The organism is Variovorax sp. RCC_210, from assembly GCF_041355175.1.
In the GTDB taxonomy this organism is placed as follows: Bacteria; Pseudomonadota; Gammaproteobacteria; order Burkholderiales; family Burkholderiaceae_C; genus Variovorax.
The window spans coordinates 181,048-202,873 of the sequence record NZ_JBFUPJ010000004.1 but is presented as its reverse complement, the minus strand read 5'-3'; the positions used below and the strand labels follow the sequence as shown (position 1 = coordinate 202,873).

The window sequence follows — 21,826 nt, the reverse complement described above, 5'->3', positions numbered from 1 at the left end:
TGAGGTTGGAATGCTGTGAACGTGCTCAGCCGGCGCGCGCGGTCTCGAAGGCCTCGCGCAGCACGGCCAGCGAGCCGACGTGGTTGGCCAGCACCAGCACGAGCCGCGCGTTGAAGGCGTGGCTCTCTTCGGTGGTCAGGCCCTGGTGCGCCTCGATGAGCGCCTCGTAGAAGTCGTCGGGCGCCTCGAGGTTGGGCGTGGTGGTCAGTTGCATCGTGGTCATGCGGTTGCCTTTGTGTTTGCCTTCGCCAGCGCCCGGTCCAGTGCCGCGCGAACGTCCGTTGCCGTGGGGTGCCGCCAGCGCGCGCACACGTGCTGGTCGGGCCGCAGCAGGTAGACGGTACCGGGTTGCGCGTCGTAGCGCTGCACGGCGAGTTCGGCGCCGGGGCCGGTGCCTGCCACGCGCACGATGTGCAGCGGCAGGTCGGCGCCCTGCAGCGCCTGCAGGCTGCGCTCGGCGGCTTCGCCCTGGCCGAACACGAGCGCGGTGAAGCGTTCGACGTGGCACTCGCGCAGCAGCCAGCCGGTGCTGCCGTCGGCGCGCGCCACGGGCGCATCGGCCGCGGCGGCGCCCGGCACCATCGCGCCGGTGAATGCGTCGGCGTCGCCAGTGTTCAGCGGCGAGTCGCGCAGCACCGTGGCCACCGACAGCCGCCCGCTGTTGACCAGCGTGCGCGCGAAGGCGTGGCGCTTCGTCAGCTCGAGCACCGCGTCGCGGAACAGCCGGCTCACCTCGCTCTTGGGCGTGATGAAGTCGGTGGCGCGCGTGGAGTTGCGGATGTTCTCGTCGGCCGCGTACTCGCGCTCGCTGGCATAGCTGTCGAGCAGCGCGTCGGGCGCCTGGCCCTGCACCACCGCGGCGAGCTTCCAGGCGAGGTTGTCCGCGTCCTGCACGCCCGAGTTGGCGCCGCGCGCGCCGAAGGGCGACACGCCGTGCGCCGAGTCGCCCGCGAACAGCACGCGGCCGTGGCGAAAGCGCTCCATGCGCTGGCAGGCGAAGGTGTACACGCTGGCCCAGCCGATCTGGAACTGCACGCCCTCGAAGCCGATGCTGTCGAGCAGCGCGCGCACGCGCGGCGTGATGTTCTCGGGCTTGCGCTCTTCCACCGGGTCGGCGTCCCAGCCGAGCTGGAAGTCGATGCGCCACATGCCGTCGGCCTGCTTGTGCAGCAGCACGCTCTGGCCGGGGTGGAACGAGGGGTCGAACCAGAAGCGGCGCTCGGTGGGCAGCTGCGCGTCCATGGTGATGTCGGCGATCAGGAAGCGGTCGCGGAACACGCGGCCTTTCGCTTCCTGGCCCAGCAGCTGGCGCAGGTTGGAGCGCGAGCCGTCGCAGGCGGCCACGTAGCCGGCCTGCAGGCGGTGGGTGCCGTCGGGTGTTTCCACCGTGAGCACCGCGCCATCGGCACCGTCTTCGCCTTGCTCGATGCCGGTCACCTTGTGGTTCCAGCGCAGGTCGATCAGCGGCAGCGCCGCCGCGCGCTCCACCAGGTAGCCCTCGACGTAGTACTGCTGCAGGTTGATGAAGGCCGGGCGCTCGTGGCCGGGCTCGGGCAGCAGGTCGAAGCGGAACACCTGCTCGTCGTGGAAGAACACCTTGCCCACGTTCCACGACACTCCCTTGTCGACCATGCGGTCGCCGCAGCCCAGGCGGTCGAACACCTCGAGCGTGCGCTTGGCGAAGCAGATGGCGCGCGAGCCGCTGGAGAGGGTGTTGTCGTTGTCCAGTAGTACCACCGGCACCTGGCGCAGCGCCAGGTCGATGGCCAGCGTGAGGCCCACGGGGCCGGCGCCGACCACCACCACCGGGTGTCGTGCGGGCGCGGACGCGGGGGCGTCCTGGTCGGCGTGGCGCTTGTAGTCGAAGCGCAGGCTCTGGTAGTCGATCACGTGCTTGTCTCCGTGTCTTGTCGTCTTCTTGCTTTGTCTTTTTGACTTGCTCCTTCCCCCGCTGGGGGAAGGTCGGGATGGGGGCAAGCGGCGTTCACTTCGGGCGCTCTGCCTGCCCCCACCCCAGCCCTCCCCCAGCGGGGGAGGGAGCAATGCGCGCGCTCAGCCCTCCAGGGCCTTCCACATGTCGATGTCGCGCTGCGCCGTCCACACGCGCGGGTCCGCATGGCCCGAGGCCTCGTCGTACGCGCGGCTCACGTCGAAGGGCATGCAGTGGTCGAAGATCACCCACTGGCTGTACTTGGGCTTGAGCTTCTCGTACGTGTCCTTGTAGACCGCGTTCAGGTCGCGCCCGGCCTTCACGCCCTCCTGCACGCTGGCGTACACGTCGGAGATGAAGTCGCGCGTGCCGCTCAGGCCTTCGGCCACGGCCTCGGGCGTGGTCAGCGCGGCACCGCGGCCGGGCACCAGCGCGGCGGGCTTCAGCGCGGCGATGTTGTCCAGCGTTTGCGGCCAGTCCTTGAAGTAGGCGTCGCCGGCGTACGGCGTGGCACCGAACTCGACCAGGTCGCCCGACAACAGCGTGCGCTCCTGCGGCAGCCACACCACCGTGTCGCCCTTGGTGTGGCCGCGGCCCAGCTGAATCAGCTGCACCTCGAGCTTGCCCAGCCACAGCGTCATCTTGCCGGTGAAGGTCATGGTGGGCCAGGTCAGGCCCGGGGGCACCGTTTCCACGTTCTGGAACAGGCGCGGGAAGCGGCCGATTTCGCTGGCCTTGTCTTCCTCGCCGCGCTCCACGATCAGGTCGCGCGTGTCCTGGCTGGCCAGGATGTGGCCTTCGCCCGGCGCGAAGTAGCCCGCCGCGCCCAGCACGCGCACCGCGTGGTAGTGCGTGAGCACCACGTACTTGATGGGCTTGTCGGTCACTTCGCGAATGCGGCGCACCACGTCGGCCGCCATGGCAGGCGTGGCCTGGGTGTCGGCCACCAGCACGCAGTCGTCGCCGATGACGATGCCGGTGTTCGGGTCGCCTTCGGCGGTGTAGGCCCAGGCGTGCTCCGAGATCTGGCTGAAGGTGACCTTCTTTTCTTCCATGTCGGCCTGGCTGGCGAATTTCTTGGCTTGGCTCATCGTTGTCTCCGGTGGTCGTGGGGATGAATGCGGGGTTGGATGCGGGGTCGAAACTAATTCGTCTAAGGCGAACGAATTTGCTGTGAACGAATTTTGGCAGTGTAAGCGTCGGATCAGTTAATGTCTAATCCCTTCTTCATGAACGAACGATCGGCGGGCCATGGCAGCCAATGACACCGACCGCGCCCAGCGCGGCATCCAGAGCATCGAAGTCGGCGGACAACTGCTGCGCGCGCTGGTGCACCACGGCCGGCCGATGGCGCTGAAAGACCTCGCGCGCGAGGCCGACATGACGCCCGCCAAGGCGCACCCGTACATGGTCAGCTTCGGCCGGCTGGGCCTCATCGAGCAGGACCGCGCCAGCGGCCACTATCTGCTCGGCCCGCTCGCCTTGCAACTGGGCCTCATCAGCCTGCAGCAGGCCGACCCGGTGCACATCGCCACCCCGCTGATCGGCCAGCTGGCCCAGCAGCTCGGCCACACCGTGGCGCTGGCCGTGTGGGGCGCGCGCGGCGCGACCATCGTGCGCACGGCCGAATCGCCTTCGCCGGTGCACGTGAACATGCGCCACGGCACGGTGTTCTCGCTGACGCACACCGCCTCGGGCCGGGTGTTCGCCACCTACCTCGACGCTGGCGTGGTGCGCCAGCTGCTCGACGAGGAGCGCCAGCGCCAGAAGCAGCGCAAGGGCGCCGAGCCCGCGCCGCCGGCCGGCATGCCGCCGGTGCAGCCGCTGCCCTCGTGGAGCGACTTCGAGCGCCAGCTGCAAGAGGTGCGCGACCACGGCATCAGCCGCTCCGACGGCGAGGTCATCGAAGGCGTGAGCGCCATGGCCGCGCCCGTGTTCGACCACACCGGCGCCATCGTGCTGGCCGTGACCGCCATCGGCCCGGCCGGCATCTTCAATACCGCGTGGGACGGCGAGATTGCCCGCGCGCTCAAGGCCTGCGCGGACACGGTGTCGCAACGGCTGGGCGCCAGCGTTGCGACGCCCGCGAACAGCCCCAGATCAGACAGATGACGCCAGCTTCCGCATCCGCACCCGACCTTTGTTCTTCGCTGCACGCCGCGGCCCAGCTGCTGGGCAACGCCCGGCGCATCGTCGTCTTCTCGGGCGCCGGCCTGTCGCGCGCCTCCGGCATTCCGACCTACCGCGACGCCGACGGCCTGTGGAAGAGCCAGAACGCCCTGCAGTTCTCGCACGCCGAAGACCTTCAGCGCGACCCCTCGGGCTTCACCAGGTTCTGGGCGCAGCGGCTGTCGGTGATCGAGTCGGCCCAGCCCAACCCGGGCCACGCCGCGCTGGCGCAGCTGCAGCGGCTGCGCCCGGCCACGCGGCTGGTGACGCAGAACGTCGACGGCCTGCTCACGCTGGCCGGCGGGCAGGACGTGCTCGAGCTGCACGGCTCGCTGCGCCGCTGGCGCTGCGACCACTGCGGCAACCGCAGCGGCCCGTGGCCCTTTCACCGCTGCCTGCGCTGCGGCTCGCATGCGCGCCCCGACGTGGTGATGTTCGGCGAGATGCTCAACGCCGGCGTGCTGCTCGACGCGCAGGTGGCGGCGCAGGAGTGCGACCTGTTCGTGGTGGTCGGCAGCACCACCATCGTCTACCCCGCGGCCGAGCTGCCGCAGACCGCGCTGGCGCATGGCGCGAAGCTGGTCACGCTCAACCTGGAGCCGCTGCCGCACCTGGACGATGCGGCGTCGGTGGTGCTGCGCGGTGCTTCGGAAGACCTGCTGCCGAAGCTGCTGGCCGGGCTGGGCTGAAAAGAACAGGGCCGGGCCGAGCCGGGCCGAGCTTGACAGGGCCGGGGGCCTCAGCCCTTCTTGCCGCCCAGCAGCACCAGCGCCCCGCCCACCACGATCGCGGCCACGCCGGCCCAGGCCGGAATGGCGACGGTCTGCTTCTCTTTCAGCGAGAACTCCAGCGGGCCGAGCTTGGCCTCGTGGGTTTCCTTGGTGAAGCTGAAGCTGCCCACGCCGATGGCCGCGATGCCGGCCACGATCAACAGGATGCCGACGATGCGAGTGACGTTCATGGGATCGCTCCTGTGCGTTGACCGGTGGCTGGAAGCGGTCGCCTACTGCCGGGGCGCTGCGGCCTGCTGTTGCTGCAGCTGGTCGACCCACTGCACCAGCTCGCCCGAGGCGGTGTCGCTGGCCGCGATCAGCGCCTTCACGCCACCGGGCGCATCGGCGCTGGCGGCGGGGCTGCGCACGGTGAAGGTCCGCTGGCCCAGCACGCGGTCGCCGCCGGCGGTGCCGCGGATGAGCGTGGCGCGCAGTCGCACCAGGCCCACGCTGGCGCTGGCCGAATCGAAGTAGTGGCTGAACTCGTCGAGCGAGATGCGCAGCGTGTCGGGCACCTCGCCCTTGCCGCGCGCGATGGTGGCGCTTTCTTCCGGGCCGAGCACCATGCGGCGCGCGGCCAGCGCGTCGCGCAGGCGCTGGCGCAGCAGTTGCGCGGGCGGCTGGCTCCAGCGCGACTGGCCGTAGGGGCGCAGCTCGTTGGCGTCGGCGTAGCCCAGGCGGTACAGGATCTGCGTGCCGTCCAGGCGCGAGTTGCTCTCGAACTCGGCCAGCGCCAGCGTGGGCAGGGTGGCGACCGCGGGCGCGGCGGCCGGAGCCGTCATGCCGGGGCCGAAGTCGTACAGCGTGGCGCGGGCGGGCTTGTCGGGCAGCGCGCCGCAGCCGGCGGCCAGCAGGGCGGCGCCGAGCGCCAGCGCAGAGAAGGCCGTTCGTGCAAAGGCCGTCCGTGCAAAGGCCGTTGGTGCAGCGGCCGGCAGGGCGGTCCGGGACCGGGCGGTGTTGTTCAGGTTCTTGGTCATGCGCTTGGCCTCCCTCAGCGGTTCGCGGCGGCCGGCGCGCTGAAGCCCGGCTCGCCCGGGCCCGCGGCCGCGCCGCCGTTGCCGAACAGCAGCGATTGCGGGTTGTCGTTGATGCTGTCCGCCGCCCGGCCCAGCCGGCGCACGGCGTGCGAGGTGTCGTCGGCCACGCGGTTCACGCGCGGCAGGGTGGCGGCGTTGAACGAGTCGACCGCCTGCGCCAGCGCCTTGGTGCCGTCGCTCAGCCGCTCGACCGGGCCGTCGGGCGCGTTCAGGCGGCCCACGGTGGTGTTGAAGTTGTTGGCCACGCGCGAGACGTCGCCGGCCGCCTTCTTCACCGAGGCCATGGTGTCGGGCAGCCTGGTGAGCACCGGGTTCAGGCCGGTCTTCACGGTGGTGTCCAGCGTCTTGAGCAGCGTGTTGGCGCTGGCCGAGGCGGCCGCGATGTTCTCCAGCGCATCGGCCGCGCGCTTCTGGTTGGGGTCGCTCAGCAGCTGGTTGGCGCGCTTGGTCACCTCTTCGACCTGGTTGATGATGGCCTCGCCGCGGTCCTGCAGCTGCGCCAGCATCGAGGGCTTCAGCGGAATGCGCGGCGGGTCGTCGTTGTCGGGCTTGAGCACCACGCTCGACTCGCCCTTGTCGTCCAGCGCGATGAACGCCAGGCCGGTCACGCCCTGGTAGCTCAGCGTGGCGAAGCTGGAGGCGGTGAGCGGCACGCGCTCGTCGACCGTGATGCGCACGCGCACGTTGCCCTTCACCTTGGGGTCGAAGTCGATGGAGGTCACCTTGCCCACCGCGATGCCGCGGTAGCGCACCATGGCCTGCGGCTGCAGGCCGCTGACGGCCTCGCGCGTGGACAGCTCATACACGTTGCGCACGGTGTTGTCCCGCGTGAACCAGATCACCAGCGCGACGAGCGCGGCGACCAGGCCGAGCACGAAGGCGCCGGCGGCGAAAGCGTGGGCCTTGTTTTCCATGGGGGTGTCCTGCCTTTCAGGGCTTCAGCGGTCCGCCTGCGCGGCGGGTTGCCGGGGAGCGACGGGGGAAGCGACGGGGGGAATGGTCGCGGTCGTGTCGGCGGGCCTGTCGTGCAGCGCCTCGAGTGCGCGCTGGCCGCGCCCGCCGAGAAAGTATTCGTGGATGAAGGGGTGCGGGTACGCGATGACCTCGCGCGCCGCGCCGGTGACGATCACCTTCTGGTCGGCCAGCACCGCGATGCGGGTGCTCAGGTCGAACAGCGTGTCCAGGTCGTGCGTCACCATCACCACCGTCAGCCCCAGCTCGCGGTGCAGGCCGCGCAGCAGGTCGCAGAAGCTGTCCGACGCCTCGGGGTCCAGGCCGGCCGTGGGTTCGTCCAGCAGCAGCAGCGGCGGGTCCATGATGAGCGCGCGCGCCAGCGCCACGCGCTTGATCATGCCGCCCGACAGGTCCGACGGGCTCTTGTTGGCGTGCTGCGGGCCCAGGCCCACCATCTGCAGCTTCACCAGCGCCGCGTGGCGGATGAGCTCGTCGGGCAGCAGCTTCAGCTCGCGCAGCGGAAAGGCGATGTTCTCCAGCACACTGAAGGCAGAGAACAGCGCGCCGTGCTGAAACAGCATGCCCACGTTGGCCGCGCCCGAGGCGCTGAGCTCGCCGGGCTCCTGGCCCAGCACCTCGACCGTGCCGCGCGTGGGCTTCTCCAGCCCGAGAATCTGGCGCAGCAGCACCGTCTTGCCCGTGCCCGAGCCGCCCACCAGCGACAGCACCTCGCCACGGTCGATGTGCAGCTGCAGGTCGCGGTGCACCACCTGCTCGCCGTCGGCGTTCCTGAACACTGTCCACAGGTTGCGGATGTCCACCACGGTGGTGTTGGTGTCGGGGCGCACGGGCATGCTCATGGCGTCATCCGCGGAACCCGATGCCCTTGAAGAGCACGGCGAACAAGGCGTCCACGAGGATCACCGCGGTGATCGAGGTCACCACCGACGACGTGGTGCCGCGCCCCAGGCTCTCGGTGTTGGGCTTGACCTTCATGCCGAAGTAGCAGCCGATCAGCGCGATGAGCACGCCGAACACCGCCGACTTGGCCATGGCCAGCCACAGGTTCGAGATGGGCACCGCGCGCGGCAGCGCCGAGAGAAAGTAGGCCGGTGAAATGTCCAGCGCCGCGTCGGCCGCCAGCATGCCGCCGGCCAGCGCCGCCATCGAGGTCCACAGGCTGATGAGCGGCATCGCGATGGCCAGCGCCAGCACCCGCGGCATCACCAGCCGGAAGCCGTGCGGAATGCCCATGACGCGCATGGCGTCGAGCTCTTCGGTGACGCGCATCACGCCGATCTGCGCGGTGATGGCCGAGCCCGAGCGCCCGGCGATGAGCACCGCCGCCAGCACCGGCCCGAGCTCGCGCACCAGCGACAGCCCGAGGATGTTCACCACGAAGGTCTCGGCGCCGTACTGGCGCAGCTGCTGCGAGATCAGGTAGGCCAGCACCACGCCGATCAGCAGCCCGACCAGCGCCGTGATGTGCAGCGCCGTGGCGCCGAACTGGTACAGGTGCCCCGAGAAGTCGCGCCACGGCCCGCGGTGCGGCGCCTTGATGAGCCGGCCCACGTCGATGGCCAGCTGCCCGATCAGCTCCGTCAGGTCGCGCATCACGTACATGGCGCGCGGCCCGTTGTGCGAGAACGCGCGCACGCGGTCGATCAGCGTGGGGGCGGGTTCGTCGGGCGTGGCGACGGTGTATTGCGCCACCTGGTCGAGCACCGCCTTGTGCTGCGGCCCCATTTCCAGCGTGGCGGGCCACTGGTGGCGCCAGTGCTCCCACAGCAGCTGCGCGCCGATGTGGTCGAGCTGCTCGACGGGGCGCAAATCCCAGGCGCGGTCGTCGGCGGCGGGGGCGGCCTCGAGGCTCTTCGACAGTGCCGTCCACGCCGGCTTGGACGACATGCCCAGCGCGGTCCAGCGGCCGCTGGCCACCGTCCATTGCCGGCCTTCCTGTTCACGCTGCCCGACGCGGGGCCACGCGCTGTCGGCGGCTGAAGCGTCGGCAGGCGATGTGGCAGGGGACATAGGGCGAATGAGGGGAAAGTAAACAAAAAGCGGGGGTTGGGCGCATCGTAACCGGGTGCATCCGTGAGTCTTATGTCACAGACCCTTCGTGTGCGTAGGGCACGACGCCGTTTGTTCAGGTTTTCTTCAGGTAACGCTGCTTACGAAATCATGCGGCGAAGCCGTCCGCCAGCGTGGCGCGCAGCCAGCCCACGAAAGCCGTCACCGCCTGCGGCACGTGCGTGGCGTAGGGCCGTATCGCGTACAGCCGCTCGCCGAAGGCGCCCACCGAGCGCCACTGCGGCAGCACCTCCACCAGCTTGCCCGACTGCAGCGCCGACTGCGCGCTGAAGTCGGGCACCAGCGCAATGCCCAGCCCCGTGGCGGCCGCGTCGCGCAACGCTTCGCTGTTGTTGGCGACCAGCGGGCCCGACACCGGCACCGTGATGCGGGGGGCCGTGGGTTTGCTCGTGGCCTTGCCTGCAGATCTACTAGTGGTTTTCGGCGACGGCTTTCGCGCCTCGAAGTGCCAGGTCGGCGTGTCCTGCGCGCGCGGGTAGTGCAGGCAGTCGTGCCCGGCCAGCGCCTGCGGCTCGCGCGGCGTGCCGCGGCGGCGCAGGTAGGCGCGGCTGGCCACCAGCAGCGAGCGGGTTTCGCACAGCGTCCAGGCCACGTGCGTGTCGGGCGGTGCCGCCGTGTGGCGGATGGCCAGGTCGAAGCCTTCCATGGCCAGCGAGCTCAGCCGGTCGGACAGGTCCAGCTCGATGCGGATCTCGGGGTGCGCGCGCAGGAAGTCGGCCAGCCGCGGCACCAGCTGCTGGCGCGCGAAGGCCACCGGCGCCGTGACGCGCACCAGCCCGCGCGGCACGCCCGCCAGGTCGCGCACGCCGGCAAAGCTGTGGGCAATCTGCTCGAAGGGCCCGCGCATGTCTTCCACCAGCCGCTGGCCGGCCTCGGTGAGCCGCACGCTGCGCGTGGTGCGCTGCACCAACGGCGCCTCCGCGGCCCGCTCGAGTTCGGCGATGCGCTGGCTCATGGCCGCCTTGCTCACGCCCAGGCGCAGCGCCGCGGCCGTGAAGCTGCCCTGCTGGGCCAGCACCGTGAGCCAGTGCAGGTGCGTCCACAGCGCCTCGATATTTTGGGGTTTCATGCTTGCATTGTTCAGCAGAGTGAACAATAAGTTCAAGCCTCGTGGCTAGGCGCGGGCCGTGCCGCTGCCTAAACTGGCCGCATCGTTCCCGACATCCTCCCGACTTCCCCCTGACAGCAACGCCCTTCAAGGCCCTCTTCATGTCCACCACCTCCATCGACCACTTCATCGCCGGCAAGCCCGCTGCCAACACCTCCGGCCGCACGCAGGACGTGACCAACCCCGCCACCGGCGCCGTCACCGGCAAGGCCGGCCTGGCCGATGCCGCGCAGGTCGGCGCCGCCGTGGCCGCCGCGCAGGCCGCCTTCCCGGCCTGGGCCGACACCCCGCCGATCCGCCGCGCGCGCGTCATGTTCAAGTTCCTGCAGCTGCTCAACGAGCACAAGGACGAGCTGGCCCACCTCATCACCGCCGAGCACGGCAAGGTCTTCACCGACGCGCAGGGCGAGGTCAGCCGCGGCATCGACATCGTCGAGTTCGCCTGCGGCATTCCGCAGCTGCTCAAGGGCGACTTCACCGACCAGGTGAGCACCGGCATCGACAACTGGACCCTGCGCCAGCCCCTGGGCGTGGTCGCCGGCATCACGCCGTTCAACTTTCCGGTGATGGTGCCGATGTGGATGTTCCCGGTGGCCATCGCCGCGGGCAACACCTTCGTGCTCAAGCCCAGCCCGACCGACCCGAGCGCCTCGCTGCGCATGGCCGAGCTGCTGAAGGAAGCCGGCCTGCCCGACGGCGTGTTCAACGTGGTGCAGGGCGACAAGGTCGCCGTCGACGCGCTGCTCGAGCACCCGGATGTGAAGGCCATCAGCTTCGTGGGCTCCACGCCCATCGCCAACTACATCTACGAAACCGGCGCCCGCCACGGCAAGCGCGTGCAGGCCCTGGGCGGCGCGAAGAACCACATGGTGGTGCTGCCCGACGCCGACATCGACCAGACGGTGGACGCGCTCATCGGCGCGGGCTACGGCTCGGCCGGCGAACGCTGCATGGCGATCAGCGTGGCGGTGCTGGTGGGCGACGTGGCAGACAAGATCATTCCCAAGCTCGTCGAGCGCACCAAGACCCTGCAGGTGCTCAACGGCACCAACCTGGCCGCAGAGATGGGCCCGATCGTCACGCGCGCCGCGCACGAGCGCATCACCGGCTACATCGACCAGGGCGTGAAGGAAGGCGCCACGCTGCTGGTCGACGGCCGCGGCTTCGACGCCAGCAAGGCCGGCGAAGGCTGCGGCGACGGCTTCTGGATGGGCGGCACGCTGTTCGACAACGTCACGCCCGAGATGCGCATCTACAAGGAAGAAATCTTCGGCCCGGTGCTCGGCTGCGTGCGCGTGGCGAACTTCAAGGACGCGGTCGACCTCGTCAACGCGCACGAGTTCGGCAACGGCGTGAGCTGCTTCACCCGCGACGGCAACGTGGCGCGCGAGTTCAGCCGCCGCATCCAGGTGGGCATGGTCGGCATCAACGTGCCGATTCCGGTGCCCATGGCCTGGCACGGCTTCGGCGGCTGGAAGCGCTCGCTGTTCGGCGACATGCACGCCTACGGCGAAGAGGGCGTGCGCTTCTATACCAAGCAGAAGTCGGTCATGCAGCGCTGGCCCGAGAGCATCGGCAAGGGCGCCGAGTTCGTGATGCCCACCGCCAAGTAAGGCGACCCGCGCGGCCCCGGCCCGGACCCCTCCGGCGCCGGGTTTCCTCACTCCTCCAGTTCTGAATTTTTTCTTTCGTAGAGTTCGCGATGAACAGTTAGAAACCTGGACGCCTTTCACGTCCAATTCCAGAACACCCAGAGAGGAGCGAGGAGACAAATGGCCGAGAACCACCCCCGGAGGATCTTTCCCCTGCCAGCCCGCGGCGCACTGCTGCGCGTGCTGGCATCGGCCGTGGCGTGCGCGTCGGCACTCGCGGCCGCGCCGCTCCATGCGGCGGGCGTGCTCAGCGTCAGCCCGCAGGGCGAGGCGCGCGACGTGCGCCAGGTGGCGGTGCGCTTCGATGCCGACATGGTCCCGCTCGGCCAGGGCCAGGGTGGAGGCGATGGCGCCGAGCCGGCCACCCTTCAATGTTCCCCGCAGACGCCTGAAGGCCGCGCGCGCTGGATCGGCCCGCGCGCCTGGGCCTTCGAGTTCGCGGCGGACGTGCGCGGCGGCACGCGCTGCAATGTCGTGTTCAAGCCGGGGCTCAAGACATTGGCGGGCGAGGCCGTCGCCACGCCGCCGGCGGCGGGCTTCGTCGCGGGGCCGTACGGGTTCTTCGCCTCCTATCCGTCCGAGGGTGCCGAAGTGGCGCCCGACCAGGTCTTTCTGCTGCAGCACCACGACCCGCAGCCGGGCGCCGACGCGCACACCCTGGCGGCCGGCTTCACCTGCGAGCAGCGCGCCGGCGACAAGGTGCTGAGCCAACCCGCCATGGCCGTGACCGGTGCCGCGCTCGATGCCGCGCGCCGTGCGGTGCCCGGCATGCAGGACGTGCGCTTCGCGCTGGCCCTGCGCTGCGCCCAGCCCGTGCCCGAAGGTGCCGAACTGCGGCTGCGCCAGGCGCCCGTGGGCACGGCGCAGCCGCGGCTCTTCAACTACCGGGTGCGCTCGCCGTTCACGGCGCGGGTCGACTGCACCATCGTCAACTACCCGAAGGGGCACCAGGCCTGCGATCCGCGCCAGCCGCCCGTCATCCAGTTTTCCGCGCCGGTGGACGTGCAGGTCGCGCAGCAGTTGCGCCTCGTGAATGCATCGGGCGCCGAGGTGGCGCTGAAGCCCTCGCCCCTGTGGAACAACGTCGCGCAGGCCACGCAGGTGCTGGTGGTGCCGCCCGCCGGCGGCTTCGGCGAAGACAGCCGCTACACGCTGCAGATGCCGCCGGGCTTGAGCGACGTGCTCGGCCGGCGGCTGGCCAATGGCGGCGAGTTTCCGAAGGCGGTGCAGTTCGCGCGCCTGCCGCCGTACCTGGGCCCGGTGAATTCGCTGTCGGTCATGCCGTGGCGACCCGGCGCCGGCTCCCCCGCTGTCGCCGCCTTCGCCGTGCGCCGCACCGAAAAGTCGGTGCCGCTGCGGCAATGGCGGCTCGGCGGCGAGATGGGCGAGGGCATCGAGGTCCACGCCATCGAGCTGCTGCAGGTTCGGCAGGCGGGGCAGGCGGGGCTGGAATCTCCCGAGCCGCTCGCCGCCAAGTTCGGCACGCCGTCCACGTCGACGCTCGCCACGCGCGGCGATGCGATGGAGTTCGTCGGTGCGCCGCTGGCCGCGCCCGGCCTGCACGTGGTGCGCGCCGACAGCGATGCCTTCGCCGAGTACATGGACAACCGCAAGCCGCTGTCAGGCGAAACGCCCGACACCGGACCACGCCAGCGCTATGCGGTCGTGCAGGCGACCAACCTCAACCCCGGCGCCAGCCTCAGCGACACGGGCGCCTCGGTGGTGTGGGTGACCGCCCTCGACAGCGCGCAGCCCGTGGCCGGTGCCGACGTGGCGGTCTATTCGTGCACGCGCGAACTGCTGTGGCGCGGCAAGAGCGATGCCCAGGGCCTCGCGCAGCCGGGCGAGGCCTTGCGCGGCAAGCTGGCGTGCAACGAAGGCACGGCGAACCTCGCGCAGCGGCGCCACGGGGGCTATGGCGGCCATGGCGGCTATGGCAACAGCGCCTGGGTGGTCGTGCGCGCAGGCCAGGACATGGCGGTGATGCAGGCGTCGGCGGGCTGGAACAGCTACGGCATGGCGCGCGGCGCGCAGGGCCTGCGCGCCCACACCGTGCTCGACCGCACCCTGTTCAAGGCCGGCGAAACCGTCCACATGCAGCACGTGGTGCGGCTGCTCGAAAGCCGAGGCTTCGCGCTGCCGCCGGCGGGCACGCTCGACGTCGACATCCGCTACCAGTACAGCGACAAGGTGAACACCGCCAGTGTGCCGCTGGGCACCGACGGCAGCGCGGCCAGCGAGTGGACGATTCCGCTCGATGCCAGGCTCGGCGCGTACACCGTGCTGGTGTCGCAAGGCGGCATGCAGCTGGCGAGCGCGCAGTTCCAGGTCGAGGAGTTCCGCACGCCGGTGTTCGATGCCGCGCTGCAGGCCAAGGCGTTCTGGGAGCGCGACGTGCAGGTGGCGCAGCTCGACGCGCGCCTGGGCTACTTCGCCGGTGGCGCCGCGGCGGGCCTGCCCGTGAGCGTGCAGCAGGGCTGGTTGCGCACGGTGCGCAGTCCGCGCGCGGGGTATTCGTTCTACGAGGAAGGCATCGACGCCGAACCGGCCCCGCCACCCGACATGCGGGCCGGCACGCCGCGCCAGGAGACGAGGCTCGACGGCAACGGCAAGGCGCAGGTCCGCCTGAAGGCACCGCCGCTCGCGCGGCCGTGGCTGCTGCAGACCGAGCTGAAGTTCCAGGACCCGAACGGCGAGACCCAGGCCGTCGGCGGCACCGCCATGCTGTGGCCCGACCGCATGAAGCTCGGCCTGCGCCTGCGCGCGAAGGACCGCGACCGGCCGCAGGCCGTCGAAGGCATCGCGCTCGACGACAAGGACCAGCCGGTGGCCGACGAGCCGGTGACGGTGCGGGTCAAGCCGGTGCGCCGGGAGTGGAACAGCGGCCGCAACCAGGTCATCGATGTCGGCGCCGAGGTGGAGGTGTGCAGCACCCGCACCGATGCGCAGGGCCAGTGGGCGTGCGAGTGGCAACTGCCGCAGCCCGCGGCGGACGCGCAGGGCAACCAGAGCGCCCGTGAGGTGCCGTTGCCCGAGCAATGGCTGTTCAGCGCCAGCGCGTCTTCGCTGAAGCACAGCCGCGCCGTCGTGCGCACCGAGATGCTGCAGTACCGCTGGACGCTGGGCTGGCAGGCGGCGGTGGCGCGCGACGTGCTGCAGCTGGAAAGCAAAGAGAGCGGCCCGGTCTTCGGCCCCGGCGAGACCGCCATCGTCGTCGCCCGGCCCGAGCGCCTGCCGGCGAACCTGCTGCTCACCACCGAGCGCGAAGGCGTGCTGGCCGCCAGCGTGCACGCGCTCACCTCGATGACGCAGCGCATTCCGCTGCCGCTGGGCGCGCATTACGCGCCCAATGTGCACCTGTCCGCGCGCTACGTGTACCCGCTGCAGGGGGTGGGCAAGGATGTGGGCAACGACGTGGGCAACGACGCGGGCAAGGACGCCCCGCTGTCGAGCACGCAACGCGTCGAGGTCAAGGTGCGCCCCGACGCCTGGACGCTGTCCGTCGGCGTGCGCCCCGTGGCTGCGACGGCGCGGCCGCGCGCGCAGGTGCCGATGGAAGTGGCGGTGCGCGACGCCGCCGGCCAGCCCGTGGCCAACGCGAACGTGACGCTGGCCGCCATCGACCAGGCCTTGCTGTCGCTCAAGCCCAACGGCACCTGGGCGCTGGCCGCCGCGATGTTCGCCCCGCGTGGCAACGCGGTCAGCACCACCGCGCTCGATGCGCGCCTGCAGCGGCGCGTGGACGTGGGGCCGCAGCCGCGATACCTGCCGGACGACGAGGCTGCGCGCAGCCGGTTCGGTGCCGTGCCGGGCGTGGCGGCACCTGTGTCGGCCATGGCCCCCGCGCCGTCGGCCGCCAAGGTCGCGGGCGCGAACGTGTCCCAGGCGCCGCCTCCGCGCAGCGACATGTCGTCGCTGATCCTCTGGCGCACCGACCTGCGCACCGACGCCCAGGGCATCGCGCGCGTCTCCGTGCCGCTGAACGACGCGCTCACGCAGTTCCGCATCGTCGCCGTCGCCAGCGCGGGCGAGGCGCAGTTCGGCCAGGGCGAAGCCACGCTCACCAGCACGCAGCCGCTGCAGATCTTCAGCGGCCTGCCCGAGCTGCTGCGCGCGGACGACGCCATCGTGCAGAAGCTGAGCCTGCGCAACACCGGCAAGACGCCGCTGGCCGTGGTGCTGAAGGCCGAGGCCGCGGTCGAGCCCGGCGGCGACTGGCCTGGCGCGCGCGACGTGGTGCCCGCCGACGCGCTGGCCGCGCGCGGCCTGAAGATCGAACGGCGCGTGCAGCTCGCGGCCGGGCAGACGCAGGAGCTGCTGTGGCCCGTCGCCGTGCCCGCCGGCGCGGGCGCGTTGCGCTGGCGCATCAGCGCGCAGGGCGGGGAAGAGCGCGACGCGCTGGAAATCACCCAGCGCGTGGTGCCGGCCTTGCCCGTGACCGTGCGCCAGTCGACCTTGCTCTCGGTGGCCGATGCCGGTGCGGTGCCGGTGGTGCAGCCGCGCGATGCGTCGCCCCTGACCGGCGGCGTGCGCGTCGCGCTGCAGTCCAGCCTGGTCGATGCCGCGCTGGCCGAGTCGATGCGCTGGATGGCGCAGTACCCGTACCTGTGCCTGGAGCAGCAGAGCTCGCGCTTCGTCTCGCTCGACGACCGCGCGGGGTGGGACGCGCTCATGGCCACGCTGCCGAAGTACATCGACGGCCAGGGCCTGGCGCGCTACTTTCCCGAGGCCACGCTCTCGGGCAGCGAGATGCTCACCGTGCAGCTGCTCGACCTGGCCCGCGCCAAGGACTGGCCCGTGCCCGAGGCGCAACGCGCGCGCATGCTCGATGCGCTCGACGCGCTGCTGCAGGGCCGCCTGGCCGCGCAAGACTGGGCGCCGCGCAACGACCTGGAGCCCCGGCAGCTCGCCGCGCAGGCCACGCTGGTGGAGCACGGTCGCGCGAAGATCGTGGTGCGGCCGAAGGCGCTCGACGCGCTCTCGGCGCAGTCGCTGGTCGATTGGTCGCGCACGCTCATGGCCATGCCAGCCGAGGCTGAACGCGACGCCGCGTTGAACGAAGCCGGCGCGCAGCTGCGCAGCCGCTTCGACGTGCAGGGCACGCGCCTGCGCTGGCGCGACGAGTCGGCCCAGCACTGGTGGTGGTTCATGTGGAGCGGCGACAGCATCGCCGCGCGCATGGCGCTGCTGGCGCAGCAATGGGCGCAGACCGATGCCGCCTGGAAGGCCGACGCGCCGCTCATCACCCAGGGCCTGGTGGGCCGCCAGGACGCGGGCCGCTGGAGCACCACCACGGGCAACGCGTGGAGCACCGTGGCGCTGCGCCGCTTCCAGCAGCAGTTCGAGGCCGGGCCGGTCGACGGCGTCACGCACGCCACCCTGGGCCGCGCCACGCGCGACGCGGCGTGGACCGATGCCAGGGCGCCGAGCGTGCTGCTGCCCTGGCCAGCCCAGGGAGCACAGGGCACATTGCAGCTGCGCCACGAAGGCAACGGCAAGCCCTGGGCCACCATCAGCACGCTGGCCGCGGTGCGCAACACGCAGCCCGTGGCCAACGGCCTCGTGGTGCGCCGCACGGTCACGCCGGTGACGCAGAAGCGCAAGGGCCAGTGGTCGGTGGGCGACGTCTACCGCGTGCGGCTCGACCTCGAATCCACCGCCGAGCAGACCTGGGTGGTGGTGCGCGACGCCGTGCCCTCGGGCGCCAGCCAGCTGGGGCGCGGCCTGGGCCGCGAAAGCCAGCTCGCGCAGCGCGGCGAGACCCGCGCGGGATGGGCCTGGCCCAGCCACATCGAGCGCGCCACCGACAGCTACCAGGCCTACTTTCGCTACGTGCCGCGCGGCAACTGGCAAGTGGAGTACACCGTGCGCCTGAACAACGCGGGCGAGTTCAAGCTGCCGCCGGTGCGCGCCGAGGCCATGTACGCACCCGAAGTTTTCGGCGAGGGCATTGCCCAGACCATGACCGTCAAACCCTGAGAAGAAAAGATGAGAGACAACGACAACACCTTCGACTACATCATCATCGGCGCGGGCACCGCGGGCTCGCTGATGGCGAACCGGCTGAGCGCCGACAGGAGCAAGCGCGTGCTGCTCATCGAGGCGGGCCGCAAGGACGATTACCACTGGATCCACATTCCGGTGGGCTACCTGTATTGCATCGGCAACCCGCGCACCGACTGGCTCTACAGCACCGAGCCCGACGCCGGCCTCAACGGCCGCGTGCTGCGCTACCCGCGCGGCAAGACGCTGGGCGGCTGCTCGAGCATCAACGGCATGATCTACATGCGCGGCCAGTCGCGCGACTACGAGCACTGGGCCGAGCTCACGGGCGACGACGGCTGGCGCTGGCAGAACGTGCTGCCGGCCTTCAAGAAGCACGAAGACCACTACCTGGGCGCCGACGAGATGCACGGCGCCGGCGGCGAATGGCGCGTCGAAAAGCAGCGCCTGCGCTGGGACATCCTCGACGCCTTCGCCGCGGCGGCGGAGCAGGCGGGCGTGCCGCATTCCACCGACTTCAACCGCGGCAGCAACGAGGGCGTGGGCTACTTCCAGGTCAACCAGAAGAACGGCTGGCGCTGGAACACGGCCAAGGCCTTCCTGCGTCCGACCTGCTATGGCAGGCCCAACTTCGAGCTGTGGACCGGCGCGCAGGTGTCGCGCCTGCTGTTCGAGACCTTGCCCGACGGCACGCGCCGCTGCACCGGCGCCGAGGTGTGGAACGGCACCGAGATGGCCACGGCCACCGCCACGCGCGAGGTGGTGCTGAGCGCGGGCGCCATCGGCTCGCCGCAGATCCTGCAGCTCTCGGGCATCGGCCCGGCCGAGCTGCTGCGCCAGCACGGCATCGACGTGGTGCTCGACGCGCCCGGCGTCGGCGCCAACCTGCAGGACCACCTGCAGATTCGCGCGGTCTACAAGATCGACGGCGCGCCCACGCTCAACGTGATGGCCTCGTCGATGGTGGGCAAGGCCAAGATCGGGCTGGAGTACCTCATGAAGCGCAGCGGCCCCATGAGCATGGCGCCCTCGCAGCTCGGCGCCTTCACGCGCAGCTCGCCCGAGCGCGAATGGCCCAACCTGCAGTACCACGTGCAGCCGCTGTCGCTGGACGCCTTCGGCGATCCGCTGCACGCGTTTCCGGCCTTCACCGCGAGCGTGTGCAACCTCAACCCGACGAGCCGGGGCTCGGTGCGCATCAAGAGCAAGCGCTTCGAAGACGCGCCGGCCATCGCGCCCAACTACCTGAGCACCGACGAAGACCGCAAGGTGGCGGCCGACTCGCTGCGCGTCACGCGCCGCATCGCCGAGCAGCCCGCGCTGGCGAAATACAAGCCGCAGGAGTGGAAGCCCGGCGTGCAGTACCAGACCGACGAAGACCTGGCGCGGCTGGCCGGCGACATCGCCACCACCATCTTCCACCCGGTGGGCACCACAAAGATGGGCGCCGAGGGCGACCCGATGGCCGTGCTCGACGCGCACCTGCGCGTGCGCGGCGTGAAGGGCCTGCGCGTGGTCGACGCGGGCGCCATGCCCACCATCACCAGCGGCAACACCAACAGCCCCACGTTGATGATGGCGGAGAAGGCCGCGGGCTGGATCCTCGAAGACAACCGCTGAGTCAGGCCCAGAGGTCGTTCGGGCGGGTGCGGTCGCTTTGCGCGTCGCCGGTGTTCACCACGCCGCGCGGCTCCACGAGCAGCACGTGGGCCTCGCTCTGCGCGAAGGGCTTGTGCTCGACGCCCCGGGGCACCACGAACATGTCGCCGGCGCGCAGCGTGACCGCGCCGTCGCGAAAGTCGATGCGCAACTCGCCCGCCACGACCAGGAAGGCCTCGTCGGTGTCGGCATGGCTGTGCCACACGAAGTCGCCTTGCAGCTTGGCGATCTTGAACTGGTAGTCGTTCATTTCGGCCACCACGCGCTGCGACCAGTGTTCGTGCAGGCGCGAGAGCTTGTCGGCCAGGTTGACGGCAAGGTAGGGCGTGGGGGTGGGGTTGGAAGCAGGGGGGGGTGTGGTGGTGGAGGTCGATGTCATGGCGCTGGCGGTCCGGGGGAATCAGTCGATCCGCACTCTAGAAGGCGCCCGGCCCGGGGTCTTGAACGATCGTGCGTCGTTCGTTCTCAAGGTCGCGCCCGACGCTGGCAATGCGCAGCCACCGGGCCGGCGTCACGCCGAAGGCCTGCACGAAGTGCCGCGTCATGTGGCTCTGGTCGGCGAACCCCGACATGGCGGCGCATTCGGCGAGGCTGCGGCCGGCCAGCATGTGGCCGCGCGCGCGGTCGAGCCGGCGCAGCGTGACGTAGCGGTAGGGGCTGGTTCCGAAGAAGGCGCGAAAGTCCCGCGACAGACTCCAGCGGTCGCGTCCCGTTGCCGCGGCGAGCGCGTCCAGCGTGACGACGCGGTCGGGGTCGTCGTGAATGAATTCGCGTGCGATGCGCGCCGCGCGAAAGTCGCCCGCCGCCGGGCGCGCAGGCGCTCCGGAGGCCGCCTGCAAGGCGAGCGCCAGCGACAGCAGCGCATCGTCTTCCTCGAGCGCTTCGAGCGGTGCGTCCAGGTGGTCCAGCAGCGCCCTGGCCGCGCGGGCAAGGCGCGGGTCGGTGGACACGCCCGCCGCGACGAAGGGCAGGGCGGCGCCGCCCAGTGCCTCCTGCAGCCGTGACGGCGCCACGTACAGCATGCGATAGCGGAAGCCTTCGGCCGTGCCGGCATGGCCGTCGTGCAGTTCGTCGGGATGCAGCACCACCGTGTTGCCCGCCAGGCTGTGTCGCAGCGACGCGCGGTACATGAACGATTGCACACCGGCCACCGTGCATCCGATGGCGTAGGTGTCGTGGCGGTGCGGGGCGTACGCATTGCCCCCGAAGAAGGCTTCGATGCGCTCCAGGCCGCCGCTGTCGGCGCCGCGCAGCAGCCAGTCCGGGGCAGCGGAACGAGGTGTCATGCGGCGACTTTAGATGCAGCCGCGCCGCGCGTCGAGCGCATGCGGCCACGTGAAAAACGCAGGCATTTTGTTCAAGATATGTCGCGCGATTCGGCGGACAGTGCGTGGGCGGCGACGCATTCCGCGTTCGCCGCCAACCACGCACTCCATGAAAAACAGCATGTCCGACATCAAGACGAACCCCGCGACAGGCGCCTCGCGGCGGCGTATTCTCGCGGGCGCGGCCGGCATCGCGACCGTGTCCGCCCTCGGTACTTCCACAGCGGCAGCCGCGCAGAAACGCGCGGCGCCAGCGGCCTCCGACCACCTGAAAGGACTTCCCATGAGCTTTGTGACGACCAAAGACGGCGCGAACATCTTCTACAAGGACTGGGGCCCGCGCAACGCGCAGCCCATCGTCTTTCACCACGGATGGCCGCTGAGCGCGGACGACTGGGACACGCAGATGCTGTACTTCCTGGGCAAGGGCTACCGCGTGATCGCGCACGACCGCCGGGGCCACGGCCGTTCCTCGCAGACCGCGGACGGGCACGAGATGGACACCTACGCGGCCGACGTGGCCGCGCTCACCGACGCGCTGGACCTGAAGAACGCCGTGCACATCGGCCACTCCACGGGCGGCGGCGAGGTGGCGCGCTATGTGGCGCGCGCCAAGCCGGGCCGCGTGGCCAAGGCGGTGCTGGTGAGCGCCGTGCCGCCCATCATGCTGAAGACGGCGGCCAACCCCGGCGGCCTGCCGTTGGAGGTGTTCGACGGCTTCAGGGCCGCGCTGGCGGCCAACCGCGCGCAGTTCTTCATCGACGTGCCCGCCGGCCCGTTCTACGGCTTCAACCGGCCGGGCGCGAAGGTCTCGCAGGGCCTCATCGACCGATGGTGGCTGCAGGGCATGATGGGCGCGGCCAATGCGCACTACGAGTGCATCAAGGCGTTTTCGGAAACCGACTTCACCGAAGACCTGAAGAAGATCGAGGTGCCCGTGCTCGTCATGCACGGCACCGACGACCAGGTCGTGCCCTACGCCGACTCCGGCCCGCTGTCGGCCAAGCTGCTCAAGCACGGAACGCTGAAGAGCTACGACGGCTATCCGCACGGCATGCTGTCCACGCACGCGGACGTGATCAACCCGGACTTGCTGGCTTTCGTGAAGGGCTGAGGCCGGGCGGC

At 70.7% G+C, this 21,826-nt stretch carries 17 protein-coding genes; 6 read left to right on the top strand and 11 right to left on the bottom strand.

Annotation, left to right across the window (positions count from 1 at the left end; all coding sequences use genetic code 11):
- Positions 1-25: 25 nt before the first annotated feature.
- From AB6807_RS15760 to AB6807_RS15750, 3 genes are all read right to left on the bottom strand, one after another.
- Positions 26-214, bottom strand: coding sequence for a DUF2783 domain-containing protein (locus AB6807_RS15760; protein WP_371085433.1), 189 nt, complete (start codon positions 212-214; stop codon positions 26-28).
- Positions 215-219: 5 nt separating this feature from the next.
- Positions 220-1,890, bottom strand: a complete 1,671-nt coding sequence (locus AB6807_RS15755; RefSeq protein WP_371085315.1) for an FAD-dependent oxidoreductase — start codon at positions 1,888-1,890, stop codon at positions 220-222.
- Between the two features lie 162 nt (positions 1,891-2,052).
- Positions 2,053-3,021, bottom strand: a complete 969-nt coding sequence (locus tag AB6807_RS15750; RefSeq protein ID WP_116911482.1) for an MBL fold metallo-hydrolase — start codon at positions 3,019-3,021, stop codon at positions 2,053-2,055.
- A 160-nt stretch (positions 3,022-3,181) separates the two neighbouring features.
- Between AB6807_RS15750 and AB6807_RS15745 the strand changes: the two genes are divergently transcribed.
- Positions 3,182-4,042, top strand: a complete 861-nt coding sequence (locus AB6807_RS15745; RefSeq protein ID WP_371085314.1) for an IclR family transcriptional regulator — start codon at positions 3,182-3,184, stop codon at positions 4,040-4,042.
- The gene (locus tag AB6807_RS15740; protein ID WP_371085313.1) at positions 4,039-4,788 is read left to right on the top strand and encodes an NAD-dependent deacetylase; all 750 of its coding nucleotides are present in this window, start codon (positions 4,039-4,041) and stop codon (positions 4,786-4,788) included. Before AB6807_RS15745 ends, AB6807_RS15740 begins: the two co-directional genes overlap by 4 nt.
- Positions 4,789-4,838: 50 nt before the next feature.
- On the opposite strand, the gene AB6807_RS15735 is transcribed toward AB6807_RS15740, so the two are convergent.
- From AB6807_RS15735 to AB6807_RS15710, 6 genes are all read right to left on the bottom strand, one after another.
- Positions 4,839-5,060, bottom strand: a complete 222-nt coding sequence (locus AB6807_RS15735; RefSeq protein ID WP_116911479.1) for a hypothetical protein — start codon at positions 5,058-5,060, stop codon at positions 4,839-4,841.
- A gap of 42 nt (positions 5,061-5,102) precedes the next feature.
- Complete coding sequence (locus AB6807_RS15730; RefSeq protein WP_371085312.1) at positions 5,103-5,849, bottom strand: ABC-type transport auxiliary lipoprotein family protein; 747 nt, start codon at positions 5,847-5,849, stop codon at positions 5,103-5,105.
- Positions 5,850-5,863: 14 nt separating this feature from the next.
- A complete protein-coding gene (locus AB6807_RS15725; protein WP_116911477.1) occupies positions 5,864-6,823 on the bottom strand; it encodes an MlaD family protein in 960 nt (319 codons plus the stop codon).
- A 24-nt stretch (positions 6,824-6,847) separates the two neighbouring features.
- A complete protein-coding gene (locus tag AB6807_RS15720) occupies positions 6,848-7,723 on the bottom strand; it encodes an ABC transporter ATP-binding protein (RefSeq protein ID WP_371085311.1) in 876 nt (291 codons plus the stop codon).
- 4 nt (positions 7,724-7,727) lie between these two features.
- Positions 7,728-8,894: an MlaE family ABC transporter permease gene (locus AB6807_RS15715; RefSeq protein WP_371085310.1), complete on the bottom strand. Its 1,167-nt coding sequence runs from the start codon at positions 8,892-8,894 to the stop codon at positions 7,728-7,730.
- Between the two features lie 148 nt (positions 8,895-9,042).
- A complete protein-coding gene (locus AB6807_RS15710) occupies positions 9,043-10,023 on the bottom strand; it encodes a LysR family transcriptional regulator (RefSeq protein ID WP_371085309.1) in 981 nt (326 codons plus the stop codon).
- A gap of 140 nt (positions 10,024-10,163) precedes the next feature.
- On the opposite strand from AB6807_RS15710, the gene AB6807_RS15705 reads away from it, so the two are divergent.
- From AB6807_RS15705 to AB6807_RS15695, 3 genes are all read left to right on the top strand, one after another.
- On the top strand, positions 10,164-11,675 hold the full coding sequence (locus AB6807_RS15705) for a CoA-acylating methylmalonate-semialdehyde dehydrogenase (protein ID WP_116911473.1): 1,512 nt from the start codon (positions 10,164-10,166) through the stop codon (positions 11,673-11,675).
- A gap of 159 nt (positions 11,676-11,834) precedes the next feature.
- Complete coding sequence (locus AB6807_RS15700; RefSeq protein WP_371085308.1) at positions 11,835-17,693, top strand: MG2 domain-containing protein; 5,859 nt, start codon at positions 11,835-11,837, stop codon at positions 17,691-17,693.
- Between the two features lie 9 nt (positions 17,694-17,702).
- The gene (locus AB6807_RS15695; protein WP_371085307.1) at positions 17,703-19,337 is read left to right on the top strand and encodes a GMC family oxidoreductase; all 1,635 of its coding nucleotides are present in this window, start codon (positions 17,703-17,705) and stop codon (positions 19,335-19,337) included.
- Position 19,338: 1 nt separating this feature from the next.
- Here AB6807_RS15695 and AB6807_RS15690 read toward each other — a convergent pair whose 3' ends face one another.
- Both AB6807_RS15690 and AB6807_RS15685 read right to left on the bottom strand, forming a co-directional pair.
- Positions 19,339-19,755, bottom strand: a complete 417-nt coding sequence (locus AB6807_RS15690) for a cupin domain-containing protein (protein ID WP_371085306.1) — start codon at positions 19,753-19,755, stop codon at positions 19,339-19,341.
- 37 nt (positions 19,756-19,792) lie between these two features.
- Entirely contained in the window at positions 19,793-20,662 is an 870-nt protein-coding gene (locus tag AB6807_RS15685; RefSeq protein WP_371085305.1) for an AraC family transcriptional regulator, read from the bottom strand.
- A gap of 322 nt (positions 20,663-20,984) precedes the next feature.
- Here AB6807_RS15685 and AB6807_RS15680 point away from each other — a divergent pair, with 322 nt between their 5' ends.
- Complete coding sequence (locus tag AB6807_RS15680; RefSeq protein WP_371085432.1) at positions 20,985-21,815, top strand: alpha/beta fold hydrolase; 831 nt, start codon at positions 20,985-20,987, stop codon at positions 21,813-21,815.
- The last annotated feature ends 11 nt before the right edge of the window (positions 21,816-21,826 follow it).

Excerpts from the sequence above, each read along its gene's own strand:
- AB6807_RS15705 (WP_116911473.1), top strand. The coding sequence starts at position 10,164 with ATGTCCACCACCTCCATCGACCACTTCATCGCCGGCAAGCCCGCTGCC.
- AB6807_RS15695 (WP_371085307.1), top strand. The coding sequence starts at position 17,703 with ATGAGAGACAACGACAACACCTTCGACTACATCATCATCGGCGCGGGC.
- AB6807_RS15735 (WP_116911479.1), bottom strand. The coding sequence starts at position 5,060 with ATGAACGTCACTCGCATCGTCGGCATCCTGTTGATCGTGGCCGGCATC.
- AB6807_RS15720 (WP_371085311.1), bottom strand. The coding sequence starts at position 7,723 with ATGAGCATGCCCGTGCGCCCCGACACCAACACCACCGTGGTGGACATC.
- AB6807_RS15745 (WP_371085314.1), top strand. The coding sequence starts at position 3,182 with ATGGCAGCCAATGACACCGACCGCGCCCAGCGCGGCATCCAGAGCATC.
- AB6807_RS15690 (WP_371085306.1), bottom strand. The coding sequence starts at position 19,755 with ATGACATCGACCTCCACCACCACACCCCCCCCTGCTTCCAACCCCACC.
- AB6807_RS15710 (WP_371085309.1), bottom strand. The coding sequence starts at position 10,023 with ATGAAACCCCAAAATATCGAGGCGCTGTGGACGCACCTGCACTGGCTC.
- AB6807_RS15715 (WP_371085310.1), bottom strand. The coding sequence starts at position 8,894 with ATGTCCCCTGCCACATCGCCTGCCGACGCTTCAGCCGCCGACAGCGCG.
- AB6807_RS15750 (WP_116911482.1), bottom strand. The coding sequence starts at position 3,021 with ATGAGCCAAGCCAAGAAATTCGCCAGCCAGGCCGACATGGAAGAAAAG.
- AB6807_RS15725 (WP_116911477.1), bottom strand. The coding sequence starts at position 6,823 with ATGGAAAACAAGGCCCACGCTTTCGCCGCCGGCGCCTTCGTGCTCGGC.
- AB6807_RS15685 (WP_371085305.1), bottom strand. The coding sequence starts at position 20,662 with ATGACACCTCGTTCCGCTGCCCCGGACTGGCTGCTGCGCGGCGCCGAC.
- AB6807_RS15760 (WP_371085433.1), bottom strand. The coding sequence starts at position 214 with ATGCAACTGACCACCACGCCCAACCTCGAGGCGCCCGACGACTTCTAC.
- AB6807_RS15740 (WP_371085313.1), top strand. The coding sequence starts at position 4,039 with ATGACGCCAGCTTCCGCATCCGCACCCGACCTTTGTTCTTCGCTGCAC.
- AB6807_RS15680 (WP_371085432.1), top strand. The coding sequence starts at position 20,985 with ATGAGCTTTGTGACGACCAAAGACGGCGCGAACATCTTCTACAAGGAC.
- AB6807_RS15700 (WP_371085308.1), top strand. The coding sequence starts at position 11,835 with ATGGCCGAGAACCACCCCCGGAGGATCTTTCCCCTGCCAGCCCGCGGC.
- AB6807_RS15730 (WP_371085312.1), bottom strand. The coding sequence starts at position 5,849 with ATGACCAAGAACCTGAACAACACCGCCCGGTCCCGGACCGCCCTGCCG.